Annotated in this window: 14 protein-coding genes; 1 reads left to right on the top strand and 13 read right to left on the bottom strand. The window is 63.2% G+C overall.

From position 1 onward, the window contains the following. Nucleotides 1-114: 114 nt before the first annotated feature. The 8 genes from MKZ91_RS02250 to hemN all read right to left on the bottom strand — a co-directional run bounded on the left by MKZ91_RS02250 (nucleotide 115) and on the right by hemN (nucleotide 8,136). Nucleotides 115-825, bottom strand: coding sequence for a PAS domain-containing protein (locus tag MKZ91_RS02250; RefSeq protein ID WP_336167522.1), 711 nt, complete (start codon nucleotides 823-825; stop codon nucleotides 115-117). 371 nt (nucleotides 826-1,196) lie between these two features. Continuing rightward, nucleotides 1,197-2,126 (bottom strand): lipid A biosynthesis lauroyl acyltransferase, encoded by a 930-nt coding sequence (locus tag MKZ91_RS02245; RefSeq protein WP_336167767.1) that lies wholly within the window; start codon nucleotides 2,124-2,126, stop codon nucleotides 1,197-1,199. A gap of 11 nt (nucleotides 2,127-2,137) precedes the next feature. Continuing rightward, complete coding sequence (locus MKZ91_RS02240) at nucleotides 2,138-3,166, bottom strand: zinc-binding dehydrogenase (RefSeq protein ID WP_275024109.1); 1,029 nt, start codon at nucleotides 3,164-3,166, stop codon at nucleotides 2,138-2,140. 102 nt (nucleotides 3,167-3,268) lie between these two features. After that, on the bottom strand, nucleotides 3,269-4,555 hold the full coding sequence (locus MKZ91_RS02235; protein WP_336167518.1) for a beta-ketoacyl-ACP synthase: 1,287 nt from the start codon (nucleotides 4,553-4,555) through the stop codon (nucleotides 3,269-3,271). 9 nt (nucleotides 4,556-4,564) lie between these two features. Further along, nucleotides 4,565-5,767 carry a beta-ketoacyl-ACP synthase gene (locus MKZ91_RS02230; RefSeq protein WP_336167516.1) on the bottom strand — a complete coding sequence of 401 codons (1,203 nt, stop codon included), beginning with the start codon at nucleotides 5,765-5,767 and terminating at the stop codon, nucleotides 4,565-4,567. A gap of 1 nt (nucleotide 5,768) precedes the next feature. Then, nucleotides 5,769-6,254, bottom strand: coding sequence for a 3-hydroxyacyl-ACP dehydratase FabZ family protein (locus MKZ91_RS02225; protein ID WP_192446370.1), 486 nt, complete (start codon nucleotides 6,252-6,254; stop codon nucleotides 5,769-5,771). A 130-nt stretch (nucleotides 6,255-6,384) separates the two neighbouring features. After that, complete coding sequence (locus MKZ91_RS02220) at nucleotides 6,385-6,669, bottom strand: acyl carrier protein (RefSeq protein WP_089044188.1); 285 nt, start codon at nucleotides 6,667-6,669, stop codon at nucleotides 6,385-6,387. Nucleotides 6,670-6,786: 117 nt separating this feature from the next. Then, nucleotides 6,787-8,136 (bottom strand): oxygen-independent coproporphyrinogen III oxidase, encoded by a 1,350-nt coding sequence (gene hemN / locus MKZ91_RS02215; protein WP_336167507.1) that lies wholly within the window; start codon nucleotides 8,134-8,136, stop codon nucleotides 6,787-6,789. A 216-nt stretch (nucleotides 8,137-8,352) separates the two neighbouring features. On the opposite strand from hemN, the gene MKZ91_RS02210 reads away from it, so the two are divergent. Continuing rightward, a complete protein-coding gene (locus MKZ91_RS02210; protein ID WP_336167505.1) occupies nucleotides 8,353-9,090 on the top strand; it encodes a Crp/Fnr family transcriptional regulator in 738 nt (245 codons plus the stop codon). Nucleotides 9,091-9,320: 230 nt separating this feature from the next. Here the strand turns inward: MKZ91_RS02210 and MKZ91_RS02205 are convergent, their stop codons facing one another. From MKZ91_RS02205 to cobA, 5 genes are all read right to left on the bottom strand, one after another. Beyond that, nucleotides 9,321-9,710, bottom strand: a complete 390-nt coding sequence (locus tag MKZ91_RS02205; protein WP_336167765.1) for a L,D-transpeptidase — start codon at nucleotides 9,708-9,710, stop codon at nucleotides 9,321-9,323. Nucleotides 9,711-9,897: 187 nt separating this feature from the next. After that, nucleotides 9,898-10,869 (bottom strand): adenosylcobinamide-phosphate synthase CbiB, encoded by a 972-nt coding sequence (cbiB, locus tag MKZ91_RS02200; RefSeq protein WP_336167503.1) that lies wholly within the window; start codon nucleotides 10,867-10,869, stop codon nucleotides 9,898-9,900. Then, nucleotides 10,870-11,895, bottom strand: coding sequence for a threonine-phosphate decarboxylase CobD (cobD, locus tag MKZ91_RS02195; RefSeq protein WP_336167501.1), 1,026 nt, complete (start codon nucleotides 11,893-11,895; stop codon nucleotides 10,870-10,872). After that, nucleotides 11,892-13,196, bottom strand: coding sequence for a cobyrinate a,c-diamide synthase (locus MKZ91_RS02190; protein ID WP_336167500.1), 1,305 nt, complete (start codon nucleotides 13,194-13,196; stop codon nucleotides 11,892-11,894). Before MKZ91_RS02190 ends, cobD begins: the two co-directional genes overlap by 4 nt. Then, nucleotides 13,193-14,032, bottom strand: coding sequence for a uroporphyrinogen-III C-methyltransferase (cobA, locus tag MKZ91_RS02185; protein WP_442892184.1), 840 nt, complete (start codon nucleotides 14,030-14,032; stop codon nucleotides 13,193-13,195). The genes MKZ91_RS02190 and cobA overlap by 4 nt, the downstream gene beginning before the upstream one ends. Between the last annotated feature and the right edge of the window lie 108 nt (nucleotides 14,033-14,140).

Genomic DNA, 14,140 nt, shown 5'->3' with positions numbered 1-14,140 from the left:
CTAGGCTTTAGGGAAACAGGCAGCCGGCAAGCGCCCGAAAAACAGAACGCCGCGCGACCGTTTTTCGGGCGCGCGGCGTCGTCATTTTCCGATCCAATATTCAAAGGCCGCCTATCAGGCGGCGATCGCCCGCCGGCGGTCGGCATGTTCCTGGATCACCAGGATCGCGCCGATGAGCTTGCCGGTACTGGACGTGCAGGGCGTCATCCGGCAGCGAACCACCACGGTGCGCGCATCGACGGTCTTGGCAAAGGTGTAGTCGACGATCTCGCCGGCGAAACAGCGGTCGAGATAGGACTTTACCCTGAGCTCGAAGCGCTGGATGCCGATGAACTCGACGATATGCCGGCCGATCAGGTCCATCGGGCGGCTGTCCAGATGCCGGGCATTGTGCGGATTGGTGTAAAGATAGCGATAATCCGGCGTGATGACGGCGATGCGATCGGGAAGACTGTCGAGGATCGCCTCGTTGAGCAGGCCTTCGTCCGCCCTGCCCTTGTGCGGCTGCACCGGCAGCCGCTCCAACTGCAGGTCGGCCAGCTTGACCGCGCCGGTGGCCGCGAAATAGCGGTTGATCAGCGACTGCAGAAGCTGCGAATGTCTGAGCACGCAGGAGATATCGTCGGCTTCGACGCGCAGGATATCAATCAGGAACTGAAACTGAAGACGGGCATCCTCGACGCTCACTGCCTTCTCGTCGTAGACGGAACGTAGGATCGGATCCAACTCGCGATCCAGGATGCCGATCAGGTGCTCGTCTGCTGTACGTACGGCATACTGCAGCTGCGAATATTTGAACCAGAACAGCTCAATCAGTGCGTTCAATTCGAAACCCCAATTCCCCACGGCAAAGCCGCTTCGATGCACTTAAAACTCAGGCGTTGATGCTGCGTACACTGATGTAGACTTTGATGATTCCCCACTCTTTTCGCGTAAAACTGTGCCGCTTCAGCCACCCAAAGCGCTTGCAGTCTTTCCCCCGCGAGCCAGTTAAGAGTTTACACTCATTGCGTTAGCGTTCAACAGCAGAAAGAAAAACTCGCTGGCTTGAAGCGTTTTCAGGAAAAACCAGCTGCCGACGTTGCGAAATGCCCGATGAATTCGGCACTCCGCCAGGCGATATCACGCTTGCGAGAGTTTCAAGCAGGGCGTGCAGAACGCTGCAATTGGGAAGGACTGGCGCGCGCCGAAGGGAATCAGTCCTTGAGATACCGCTTGATGTGCCAGCGATCGTGGTACCAGAGCCATTGGCCCGGATATTCCCTGACCCAGCTTTCGACCTTGTCGTTGAGCAACTGCGCCGTGGCGGTGACGTCGACATTGCCGTCGGCCCTGCGCGGGATCTCGATCGCCGGCTCCAGCTCCAGCCGGAAGCGGCCGCCGGGCAGCCGGATGCAACGGGCCGGATAGACCTCGCAATTGAACTGGCGGACGAGCTTGGCCAAGAGCGGATTGGTCTGGACGTCCTGGCCGAAGAACTTGGTCTTCAGCCCCTTGCGGAACTTCTGGTCGACGAGTACGCCGACACCAAGACCGCGCTCGAGCTGGCGGGCAAGCGCAAAGGACGAGCCGGCATGGGACGGCACGAGGTTGCCCATGCGCTCCTCGCGGAACTTGAACACCTTTTCGGCGACATAAGGATTGTTCGGCGGGCGGAAGAGCACGGTGACGTCAAGGCCGAAGGCGGAGCCTGCAACCGGCAACATCTCGAAATTGCCGCTGTGGGCGGTAAAGACGATGAAGGGCCGCGGATTGTCGCGCAGCTCGAGGAACAGCGGGATACCCGAAACCTCGACGCGGCCGGGCGTCGTGCGCTCCGGATCGAAATCGAACAGTCGATCGAGGAACACGTACTCGGCCGCCATGCGGCCCATATTGCCCCAGCTTTCGAGCGCGATCTCGTTGATCTCCGCTTCGCTCTTTTCCGGGAAGGCATTGCGCAAATTGGTCAGCGTCAGCTTCTGCCGGCTGGTCTTTGGGCCGATGAAGCGCACGGCGCGGTCCATGAAGTTGATCGCGCCGTCGGCGGGAAACATCTTCAGGACCGTCAACAGCAGGAAAACGAACTGCGCGATCAGCCACTGGCGGGTACGATCCGCCGCCAGCACCAGCCGTGTGATCAGCATGCGCACGTCGATCAATCCATCTTCAGGATGATCTTGCCGAAGATCTGGCGCGATTCCATGCGCTCCAGCGCCCGGTCTATCTGATCGAGGGTGATTTCGGTGTCGATCACCGGATGCACGAGACCGCGCGCCATCTTCTGCATGGCGTTGGCCATGTTCTCCATGCGGCAGCCGAACGAGCCGAGCAGCTTCAGCTGCTGCTGGAAGAGCATCATCAGGTTCATGTCGGTCGAGACACCCGAGGTGGAACCGCAGGTGACGAGACGGCCGCCGCGCTTCATGCAAAGCATGGAACCGGCCCAGGTGTCCTTGCCGACATGTTCGAACACGACGTCGACGCCCTTCTTCTTGGTGAGCTTGCGCACGACGCCCTCGAAGCGGTCGGTGCGGTAGTTGATGACGTGATCGGCGCCGAGCGCCTTGGCCTTCTCGATCTTGTCGTCGGAGCCGACGGTCGTGATCACGGTGCAGCCGATCTTCTTGGCAAGCTGGATCGCCGCCGAACCGATGCCGGAGCCGCCGGCGTGAACGAGGATGGTTTCGCCCGGCTCGAGCTTGGCATTGTCGAACAGCATGTGCTCGACGGTCCCGAAGGTGACCGGAGCAAGGGCTGCGGCAACAGCATCGACGCCCGGAGGGGCCGGAACCAGCAGACGCGCCGGCAGGTTGATCTTTTCCTGCGCGAAGCCGTCGAGATGGAAGCCGTGCACGCCGCCGACATGTTCGCAGAGATTGTCACGGCCTTCCTTGCACGGACGGCAGAGACCGCAGGTGCGCGCGCCATAGATCGAAACGAGCTGGCCCGGAAGCACGCTCGAAACGCCCGGACCGATGCTATCGACGACGCCCGACGCTTCTGCGCCGATGACAAGCGGCATCTTGCGCTTGGCGAACGCCATGCCGCGCCAGCCCCAGACGTCGATGTGGTTGAGCGCAACCGCCTTGACGCGCAGCGTCACCTCGCCCGGGCCCGGTGCTTCCGGTTCCGGAATGTCGGTGATTTCGAGCTTGCGGTCATCGAGCAGTTGCAGGGCGCGCATGGTTCTTCCTCTGCCTTGGCGGCATGTTTGCGTCTTGAATTTTCACAGCGCCGCGCATCCATCGGGACGCGCAAGGGCGCTGCAACTCGTTACGTTTCCGGCTTAGGCCGGCTCGGCGGTCATGACAAGGCTGGCGTTCTGGCCGCCGAAACCGAAGGAGTTCGACAGAACCGCAGTCACCTGCTGGTTGCGCTTCACGTTCGGCACCACGTCGAGCACGATCGCCGGATCGGGGTTCTGGTAGTTGATGGTCGGCGGCAGCGTGCCGGTCAGCATCGTCTGGATCGAGAACACCGCCTCGACGGCACCGGCGGCCGTGAGCGTGTGGCCGATCATCGACTTGTTGGACGAGACCGGGATCGACGGCAGGCGCTCGCCGAAGACGGCCGACATCGACAGGTATTCCATCTTGTCGTTTTCGGGCGTCGAGGTGCCGTGGGCGTTGATGTAGCCGATGCCGTTCTCATCGATGCCGGCGTCGGCAAGGGCCGCACGGATCGTCGCGATCGCAGGCCCACCGTCCGGAGACGAGCGCGTGCGGTGGAAGAGGTCGGCCTTCTCGCCGCAGCCCTTCAGGATGCCGTAGACGCGGGCGCCGCGGGCAACGGCCGCTTCGAGTGATTCCAGGACGAGCGTTGCCGCGCCTTCGGCAATGACGAAACCGTCGCGATCCTTGGTGAAGGGCTTGGAGGCCTTTTCCGGCGGATCGTTCTGGGTGGAAAGGGCCGAAAGCAGCGCGAAGCGGATCAGTGCTTCGGCGCTGACCGAACCGTCGGTCGCAACCGTCAGCGCCCGGTCGGTGCGGCCCTGGCGGATCGCCTCGACGCCGAGCTGGATGGCGGTCGCCCCCGATGCGCAGGCGGTCGACAGCGTCACCGGCAGGCCGCGCGTGCCGAAGCGGTCGGCCAGACGCTCGGAGATCGAGCCGAAGAGCACGGCCTCATGGAACACCGGATCGGCCTTCTGGCGCATGGCGGCGAGGAAGCGGTTATAGGCGTCGCCCGGGCGCTCGGACGGCGGCGAACGGTCGGCAAGCTCGAAACGGGCGCTCCATTCCGGCTCGACCGGCGGGGCCGCCAGGAACAGGGGGCCGTTGAAATCGCCGGAAATGCCGGCCTGCGCCAGCGCCTCAAGCGTCGTTTCGCGCGCCATGGCATAGGAGCGCTCGACGGAGTTATCAGCCGGAATGTCGATGAAATCGACCGTGCCGGAGATGCGGGTGTTCAGCCCTTCCGTCGGGAAGCGGGTGATCTTGTGGATACCCGAGACGCCGCCCGAAAGCGCTGCCCAATTGTCTTCGACGCCCTGGCCAAGCGAGGTGATGACACCCATGCCGGTAATCGCGATGATCGGGCGGCCGAGATGGTCCTTGTAAGCGTTGCTCATCATCCGCTCCTGTTATTCGGCCGAAAGAACGGCGACGCCTTCGCCGCGCGAATGGCCGATGGTGGTGACCACCGCCGCCTTGGCTGCCGATGTCATCGGCTTTTCCGCACCGGCGTCGAAGGCCGGCACCTTGGCGCCTTCGCCCAGCGTCAGCGCGGCGAGCGCCAGGCCCAGCGGGAACTGCGCCTCGATGCTGTGGCCGACAAGGCCGCCATAGGCGCGCACCGGCGCACCGGCGAATGTCTTGTCGAGAAAGGTCTTCTCGCGCGCCACGAGATCATGGAAACCGGAGGTACCGGAGAAGATCACGGTCGAAGACGTGTCGAGGTCGGACGCAGGCTTGGCGAGGTCGGCAAGGCGGGCTTCCAGCTTGCCGCCATCGCGCGCGCCGCGGTCGCCGCCGATCGCGTCGATCGTGGCATAGATGCGGGCGCCGCGGGCTTCGGCATATTCGCGCGATTCCAGGACCAGGAAGGCACCGACCGAACCGAGGATCATGCCGCCGCCATTGTCCTTCCTGCGCGACCAGATCGGGTGCCAGTCGCCAAGCGCGTGGCCCTGGATCGCTTCGATCAGCAGAATGATGTCGAGACGCTCGGCCGAGAACGCACCGCCGACGAGCGTGTGCGTCGACTGTCCGGCCTTGATCCGGGCAAAGGCGGTTTCGATCGCCGAGATGCCGGCCGCCTCTTCGCCCATGAAGGTGCGCGACGAGCCGGTGACCTTGTGGACGATCGAGATGTTGCCGGCAAGAAGGTTGGAGAGCTGGGCGAGGAACAGCGTCGGGCGCAGCTCCGTCGTCAGCTTCTCATTCAGAAGCTGTTCGCGGTCGTTGCGCTTCAAGGCTTCGTCGACGATCAGCGAATCGACATTGATGTCGCGCTCGCCGCCGCCGGCAGCGACGATCATGTCCATGCTGCCGCAGGCTTCGAGATTGTCCTTGAGGCCGGCGTCATCGAGCGCGAGACCAGCGGCAAACACGCCGAGGCGCTGCCAGTTTTCCATCTGGCGCTGGTCGCCGCGCTTGGCGATCTGCTGCGACCAGTCGATTTCCGGCAGCGGATGCACCGGATAGGGGCTGAACTTCTCGGTCTCGACCCTGACGGCCGGCGATGTCCCGGCGGAAAGCAGCGCCAGATGCGGCTCAACGCCGACGCCCTGGCTGGTGACGATACCGACGCCGGTAATGACAACGTCGTTTGCAGATTTGCTCATCTTACTTCTCCGAACCGGCTGCCGCCGAAAGAGCTGCCATCAGACCCACTTCGCCTGCCCGTTTGCGCACGATATCGCCGAGCGGAACCTGGTCGAACGGCATGGTCCGCAGTTTGAGCTGGGCGTCGCAGACCTTCTTGCCGGCAGAGGTAATCTTGGCCTTGGTCACCGCAAAGCCCGAACCTTCATGCTCGAGGAAGGCCTCGATCTCGAGCTCGGCACTGGGCTCGACGAAAGTGCGCATCTTGGCGCCGTCGACCGACATCAGGAAGGGCATGGCGGCGAAATTGGTAGCAGCCAGCACCAGGAAACCGGAGGCCTGTGCCATGGTTTCGATCAGAAGCACGCCCGGCACCAGCGGGTAGCCTGGAAAATGGCCTTCGAACACCGGGCTCTTTTCAGGAACCACGGACCGCGCCGTCAGCCGGCCAGCCGAAAGATCGACCGTTTCGACACGATCGATCATCTGGAAGTATTCAAGGAGCATTGAGGCTCACCCTGTTGGTTTTTAGGCCGTTGGTTTCGGGCTCAAGTAAAAACGCCAATGCCGCCTGTCAAGCGCGGGGCGCGACGGGCGGCATTGGAAATCGAGTGGCAAGGCTTGGGCGAAAGCCCAATCAGCCCTTGGCAGCCCGCAGTTCGTCGATCTTGGCGCAGAGGTTCTTCAGAACGAAGTACTCTTCGGTCGAAACCTTGCCTTCGTTGACTTCCTGCGTCCACTGCTCGAGCGGGATCTTGATGCCGAATTCCTTGTCGATCGCAAACACGATGTCGAGGAAGTCCAGGCTGTCGATGCCGAGATCGTCGATCGTGTGGCTTTCCGGCGTGATCGTCTCGCGATCGATCTCGCTCGTTTCGGCGATGATGTCGGCAACCTTGTCGAATGTAGCTGTCACGCGCATACCTCTAATATCTTATGTCGAGTCTCGGCGATCCTATAGGTAAATGCGCCGCAAAAGCCAATGGGCTAGATGGCAACGGTTTGCAAATAGGAGTGTGGTGTTGCCGCAGAACATAGGTCAGACGGCCACCGAATGCCGGCCGCGCCCGTTGCCGAGATAGGCGTCGAAGGCTGCCGCCACGGAACGGGCGAAGGGCCGGCCGCGCTCCGTAAGTCGGAAAAGCCCGTTCTCGATGACTGCCAGTTGGTCACCGTCGCGCGCCCGGAAGAGCCGCGCTTCCTCGATCACGGCACCCGCCAGCCCCGGAAACGCCTGCTCGACTTCGTCGAACGAGAAGGCAAAGCGGCACATGATGTCGGCGATCACTTTTGCTCTCATCCGGTCGTCGGCCGTGAAACGGTAGCCGCGCAGAGCGGCGATCCCGGTTCCTTCCACATGGCGCAGATATTCGCCGGTCGCCGGCATGTTCTGGACATAACCTTGACGAAACTGACCGATCGCCGAGGCGCCAAGACCAATCAGCGTCTCGGCCGCATCGTCGGTATAGCCCTGGAAATTGCGGCGCAGGCGCCCTTGCCGGCTGGCCCGCGCCAGACTGTCTTCAGGTCTGGCAAAATGGTCGATACCGATGGCCTCGTATCCCGCCGCCACAAGCATTTCTGCCGCCCGCGTCATCTGGGCGAAGCGCTCGACGATGCCGGGCAGGCTTTCATCCGGGATCATCTTCTGATGTGTCTTCATCCACGGCACATGCGCATAGCCAAAAAGTGCGACGCGATCGGGATTGAGCGACAACACCGCCGCCATCGTGCGCTCCAGCGAGGAGAGGCTCTGATACGGAAGCCCGTAGAGGACGTCGCAATTGACCGAATGCACGCCCCTCGCCCGCGCCGCCTCGATCGCCGCGCGCGTCTGCTCGAATGTCTGGATGCGGTTGATCGCCTTCTGCACTTCAGGATCGAAGTCCTGGACGCCGAAGCTTGCCCGCGTCATGCCGATCGCGGCCAGCGCATCGTGCCGTGCCTCGTCGAGGTCGTTCGGGTCCATCTCGACGCTGATCTCGCAATCCGGTGCGAAGGTGAAGTGATCGGTGAAAGCGCGCTTCAAGGCGATCAGATCTTCGGGTCGCACGAGCGTCGGTGAACCGCCACCCAGATGCAGCGCCGCCACCTTCGCCTCGCGGCTCACCCGCCCGCCGATCTCCGCAACCTCGCGATGCAGCCCCTGCAAGTAGGTTGCCACCGGATCATAGCGCAGCGTCTGCTTGGTATGGCAGGCGCAGAACCAGCAGAGCCGGTCGCAATAGGGCACATGGGCATAGAGCGAGATCGCCTCATCAGGGCGGATCGCGTCAAGCCAGCTTTCATAATCGGCCGGCCCCACGTCCCCGGAGAAGTGCGGGGCGGTCGGGTAGCTGGTATAGCGCGGCACGGGGCTTGAATGCTTGAGGATAAGCGCGTCTTCCATCGGTCTCTCCGCTGTCTTGAAGACGGCATAGGACGGATGCGCGAACGGGCCTTTGATTTTGATCAAGTCGCCGCATTAACACGTTAAAATTGACAATGCTCAAGCCAGCATGAGACATTGTTTCGCGCTTTCGGAATTAGCACCTGTCAACTCTTGATTTAACGACCGGCATCCTCTTTGGTCTTCCAGAGAGCAACGACATGCAGGTAGAAAGAATTGCAGATCGTGAACGAACATCGCCGCAAGGATATCCATAACTCGGACATTCCGACCGTCTGCGCCGCCTGCGAGGCGCGCCATGGTGGTGTTTGCGGCACGCTCACCCCGGATCAGCTCCTCGACCTCAGCCGCCATTCGACCCGCCGCAGCATCGAGCCGGGCCGCGAGGTCATCGGCCAGGGCGAGACAACCGAAAGCTATGCCAACATCATCAACGGCGTCGTCAAGCTCAGCAAGGTTCTGGCCGACGGCCGCCAGCAGATCGTCGGCCTGCAGTTCGCCCCTGATTTTATGGGCCGCCCCTTCACCCGCGAAAGCGCGCTGACAGCGGAAGCGGCCGTCGACACCGATATCTGTTGTTTCCCACGCACGGTCATCGACCGTCTCGTCTCGGAAGCTCCCGGTCTCGAGCACCGGCTGCACGAACAGGCGCTGAAGGAACTGGACGAGGCGCGAGACTGGATGCTGACGCTCGGCCGCAAGACGGCGCGGGAGAAGGTGGCGAGCTTCCTCTACATCATCGCCACCCATATCGATCCCGAAAAGGGCACGGCGAGAGAGTTCGACCTGCCGCTGTCGCGCGCCGATATCGCCGATTACCTGGGTCTCACCATCGAAACCGTCAGCCGGCAGATCACCAAACTGCGCAAGGACAACGTCATCCGCATCGAAAACAGCCGCCACGTCAGCGTGCCGAGCCTCGACCGGCTGATGCATGTGGCGGGGATTGATTGAGCGGCGCTCGACGTCACCCGTGATGCGCGCGGATCTGCCACCAACACCCTAAACTTGAGCCCGCGAGCTGCCCCTCACCCTCTCCCCGCTCGCGGGGAGAGGGGACGAGTTCGCCGTAGCGTCCCGTCGTCACGCTAGATTGGTGCGATACAGTGCCGCACGTCCCTTCTCCCCGCCTGCGGGGAAGGTCCCGGCAGGGGGACGAGGGGCCAATGTTCTCGCAGACGGCGTCAGCGCGTGATCACGATCCGGGTGTTCTTCAGCCCGTGCTCCTTCGTCAGCGCAAAAAACTCGGCAGCATTGTTCGGATGCAGCCGCACGCAGCCGTGCGATGCCGGACGGCCGAGCCGCTTGATGTCATAGGTGGCGTGAATGGCATAGCCACCGTTGAAGAACACCGCATAGGGCATCGGCGCATCGTCGTATTTGCGCGAGCGGTGATAGCGCGAGAGCCATTTGGCGCGCCAACTGCCGCGCGGCGTGACATAGCCCTTGCGCGCCGTCGACACTTTCCAGCGATACATCACGACGCCGTATTGCCGCACGGTCATCGTCTGCGAGGAAAGGCTGATATCGGCAACGAGATTGGCGGCACTCAAGGGCTGAGCGGGAAAATGCATCAGAGCGGCAACGACCAAAGTCAAAAACGCCTTGCGCATGCTTCTCTCTCCGGGATGACAAACACTTACCGGCGGAACCAAACGTCCGAAGAGAATAACCGACCAAATATGATATGATCCTAATACATATTGAAAGAAAAGTCTTAATGCGAAGGTCAGTTTCGCAAAGACAAAAGGCGCTCCTGGATCAAATCATCGCGATAACAACAACAGCTGATGTCATCACCGTGCAGGCGCCGTAGAATACAGCGATGCCACCATCTATGTCTTCGCGCGTTGCAACAGCGCGCCCCGGACCGTTGATCATCGGCTCGCTCACCTTGACGCCGCCATAGATGCGCGGGCCGGCAAGTTGCAGGTCGAGCGCGCCGGCCATTGCCGCTTCGGGCCAGCCCGAATTCGGCGAGCGGTGCAGGCCATGATCGCGGAGCGCCACCGTCAGTGCGTCTTTTGCAGCGCGTGCGCCACGATGGATCAACGCGCCGGCGGCAATGAGCAGGATCGAAAGCCTTGCGGCAGGCAGATTGGCAAGATCGTCAAGCCGCGCCGATGCCCAGCCGAAATGCAGGTACTTCGGCGACTTGTGGCCGATCATCGAATCAGCGGTGTTCAGCATCTTGTAGGCCAGTAGCCCGGGCAGACCGAAAACCGCATACCAGAAGGCCGGCGCCACCACACCGTCGGAAAAATTCTCGGCGAGGCTCTCGATCGCCGCCCGGCAGACCGCCGGTTCGTCGAGCGTCTTCGGATCACGACCAACGATCATCGAGACCGCCGCACGCCCGCCTTCAAGCCCGCCTTGACGCAAGCCGATCGCAACGCGCTGCACATGATCGGCAAGGCTCTTCTGCGCCAGGAAAACGGCGACAACCACCGCTTCGAGCACGAAACCGATCGGCCCGAACACAGCAAACAGACGGTGCAGCAGGTGGCCGAGCCAGGCGCTTAACCCAAGCAGCAGCAAGATCGTGATGACACCACGAAGCTTGCGCGCGCCATCTTCCAGGTCCTCGCCGTTGAGGCGCGCATCAAGAAAGCCGATCGCCTTGCCGAAGAACACAACCGGATGCGGCACCCGCGCCCAAAGCCAGTCCGGATCGCCGACCATGCGGTCGATCACCAGCGCCAGCGCGAGGATGAGCAGGATCGTTTCCGACACTCAGCGCTCCATGCGGCAAAGCGCATCCGCCAGACGCCGGTCGCCTTCCGCATCCGGCGCAAGCCCGATCCGCAGCCAGGTCGGCGCATAGTCGAACTTGCGCGTGAGGATATGCGCTGCGCAGAGCGCCTCATGCAGCCGCACGGCATGGCGATGTTCCACCAGCACGAAAAGCCCGGTGCCACCGATCCGGGTCATCCCTGCCCCATCAAGCACGGCATCGAGCCCGGCACGGCGTTCAAGAATGCCGGCTGCAATCGCCTTCGTATCGCCTTGCATCAGGGCTTTCGAAACCGTCAGCGCCGGACCGGAAACGGCCCAGGGGCCGAGCCACTCGGCAAAAGCGGCAAGCACCGGCTCCGGCGCGACGACGAAACCGAGGCGCAAGCCCGCCAGCCCGAAGAACTTGCCGAAGGAGCGGAAGACGACGAGGTTGCCTTGTTCTCGCACATGGCCGGCAACGCTCAATTCCGGCTCAAGGTCGCCGAAGGCTTCATCGACCAGGAGCGCGCCGCCGTTCGCCTTCAGCCTTGCGGCGATCGCGAGAATGTCTGCAGGCCTAAAGGACCGCCCGGTCGGGTTGTTGGGGTTGACGATGATGGCGAGACCGTGCCCCGGCTCGATCGCGCTCGCATCCTCCACTGGGTCGACCGAAAAACCGGCGGCCGCAAGCACGCGGGCATACTCTCCGTAAGTCGGGCCGAACAGCGCGACGCGGCTGCCCGACCTTGGCTCGGCAGCCGCATTGAACTGCATGAGCCGCGGCAGCAACTGGATCACCGATTGGGTGCCAGGTACCGGCAAAGGCAAGACACCGTTGGTACGGTAGTAGACGGCAGCCGCCAGCCGCGCGTCGTCGACCGTCTGGCGGTCCGGCAGCCGGTGCCAGGCGCGCTCGGGGACTGGAGGCAGGGCGACGGGGCACGGATTGATGCCGGTCGACAGATCGAGCCAGTCTTCGAGCCGTCCGCCATAGCGGGCTGCGGCCTCGGTGATGCCGCCGCCGTGAAGGATCGGTGCGCTCATGATCGGGCCGCGATATCGATGAGGTGCATGAAGGAGCCGGCAACCGTTCCGCGTCGAAGGCCCGCCTGGCCGAGATTGTCGCCGGCGGCATCGCTCACGGCAAACAGCCTGTCGGCCGCGCCTTCGGCAACGATGGTCGCATAGTGGAATTCGTGCGCAGTCATGGGTCCATCGAAAAAGGTGTTGTCGACAGGCACGACGCGGCGGTAGCCGAGGTGCCGCCTGCGCTCGGCAAAACTGGTCGTCAGCGGCAGCAGGCCAAGCATCTCGTAGCGCGCGCCGTCGGCAGCGACAAGCCCCTCGCCGAGCGCCATGTAGCCGCCGCATTCACCGAAGATCCGCGCGCCCCGTTCCGCCGCGCAATGCATGCCTTTGCGGAACGTCGATGCCGCGCTCAACTGGCCCGCATGCAGTTCCGGATAGCCGCCCGGCAGATAGACGGCGTCGGCCAGAACATCGGGCGCCTCGTTGGCAAGCGGCGAGAAGAACGAGATCTCGGCACCCCGCCGGCGCCAGCCGAACAAGAGATGCTCATAGGAAAAGGCAAAGGCGATATCGCGCGCGACCGCGATGCGCTGGCCGAGGGGCCGCAATCGCTCGATGTTGGCCGGTGTCACCTGCTGCGGGAAAATCGTCGCGGCCCGGCGGATCGCGTCGAGGTCGCAGGCCCCCTCCACCCGGTCGGCGGCCGCCTCGATGAAGCCTTCGAGCGCGGAATGTTCACCCGCTTGCACCAGTCCCAAATGGCGCTCCGGCAGTTGCAGCGCCTTGTCCTGTCGAAGAACGCCGAACACCGGCATGCGCACCCGTTCCAGTGCATCGAGAAGCATCTTCTCGTGCCGGTCGCTGCCGACCTTGTTGAGGATGACGCCAACGACACGAATGTCGTTTCGATGGTCCGCATAGCCGCGCACGAGCGCTGCGACCGAATGGGACAGACGGGCGCAATCGACCACGAGAATGACGGCAAGGTCGAGTGCTGCGGCAAGATCGGCCGGCGCGCCGGATCCGTCAGCCGCTCCATCATGAAGCCCCATCATCGCCTCGATGATCAGCGTGCGGCCACCGGCTGCCGCATGCGCCGCATTCGCCTGCAACAGGTCTGGCCGCATCGCCCAGGGATCGAAATTGAAGCAGGGCTCACCGCTCGCCGCCGCATGGAAGGCGGGATCGATGTAATCAGGCCCGGCCTTGCCCGGCGCGATCAGGGTGCCGCGTTTCTTCAGCGCCCGCATCAGACCGAGCGTCACCGTCGTCTTGCCCGAGCCCGACGACGGTGCTGCGATCAGCAATCCGCTCATGCCGGGTTCCTGAGAATGCGATTGGCGAAGGGATCCGCGGCAAGCCTGCGGCCGTCAAGCGCACCGATCCAGTCGAGCGCTGTGCGCAGCCGCACGACTTCGCCGACGACGACGATCGCCGGTGGCTCGAGCCCGGCGGCTTCGACATCGGCCTCGGCGCGCGACAGCGTCGTTTCCAGTACCGCTTGGCTCGGCGTTGCCGCATTGCAGACGAAGGCGACCGGCTCATCTGCCGAGCGTCCCCCAGCAATGAGGTTGGCGGTGATCGCACCGATATGCTTCATCGCCATGTACATGACGATGACAGGCGAGCCGGCAGCGATCGCCTGCCAGTTGATCCGGTCGGGCACGAGACCAGAGGAATCGTGGCCGGTGAGGAAAGTGACGGCGTGATTGACCTCACGGTGGGTGACCGGAATGCCGGCATAGGCAAGCCCGCCGATGCCAGCGGTGATTCCGGGCACGATACGGAACGGCACCTGGTGCTCGACCAGCGTCAGCGCCTCCTCGCCGCCACGGCCGAAGACGAAGGGATCGCCGCCCTTTAGGCGCAGCACGCGATTGCCGGCGCGTGCAAGCTCCACCAGTCTCAGCGAGATGTCGCGCTGCTTCGGCGACGGCTTGCCGCCGCGTTTTCCGGCAAACTCCAGCACGGCACCCGGCCTGGCGAGCTTCAGGCAATCCTCGTTGACCAGCGCGTCATGGACGATGACATCCGCCTGGCACAGCGCATTGGCGGCATGCAGCGTCAAAAGGCCCGGATCACCCGGACCGGCACCGACCAGCCAGACCGAGCCTTTCTCGAGCGCCGGCAATCCGGCAAAGAGGTCGTCGATCATCCGTGCTGCCCCATTTCTGCTCCGGCGTCCTCTGACAGAGGCGCCTTACCTGACATCGCTTGCAAAGAACCGGATTCCATCTGCGAGAAAATCCGGACAAAAGAT

Origin of the sequence: Ensifer sp. MJa1, from assembly GCF_037026475.1 — a bacterium.
GTDB lineage: Bacteria > Pseudomonadota > Alphaproteobacteria > Rhizobiales > Rhizobiaceae > Ensifer.
The sequence above is the reverse complement of the archived record's forward strand: the minus strand, read 5'-3'. Positions and strand labels throughout refer to the sequence as shown.

Bases quoted from the DNA above. Each gene is read 5' to 3' on its own strand.
- MKZ91_RS02245 (WP_336167767.1), bottom strand. From the start codon at position 2,126: ATGCTGATCACACGGCTGGTGCTGGCGGCGGATCGTACCCGCCAGTGG.
- MKZ91_RS02240 (WP_275024109.1), bottom strand. From the start codon at position 3,166: ATGCGCGCCCTGCAACTGCTCGATGACCGCAAGCTCGAAATCACCGAC.
- MKZ91_RS02235 (WP_336167518.1), bottom strand. From the start codon at position 4,555: ATGATGAGCAACGCTTACAAGGACCATCTCGGCCGCCCGATCATCGCG.
- MKZ91_RS02230 (WP_336167516.1), bottom strand. From the start codon at position 5,767: ATGAGCAAATCTGCAAACGACGTTGTCATTACCGGCGTCGGTATCGTC.
- MKZ91_RS02225 (WP_192446370.1), bottom strand. From the start codon at position 6,254: ATGCTCCTTGAATACTTCCAGATGATCGATCGTGTCGAAACGGTCGAT.
- MKZ91_RS02220 (WP_089044188.1), bottom strand. From the start codon at position 6,669: ATGCGCGTGACAGCTACATTCGACAAGGTTGCCGACATCATCGCCGAA.
- hemN (WP_336167507.1), bottom strand. From the start codon at position 8,136: ATGGAAGACGCGCTTATCCTCAAGCATTCAAGCCCCGTGCCGCGCTAT.
- MKZ91_RS02205 (WP_336167765.1), bottom strand. From the start codon at position 9,710: ATGCATTTTCCCGCTCAGCCCTTGAGTGCCGCCAATCTCGTTGCCGAT.
- cobD (WP_336167501.1), bottom strand. From the start codon at position 11,895: ATGAGCGCACCGATCCTTCACGGCGGCGGCATCACCGAGGCCGCAGCC.
- MKZ91_RS02190 (WP_336167500.1), bottom strand. From the start codon at position 13,196: ATGAGCGGATTGCTGATCGCAGCACCGTCGTCGGGCTCGGGCAAGACG.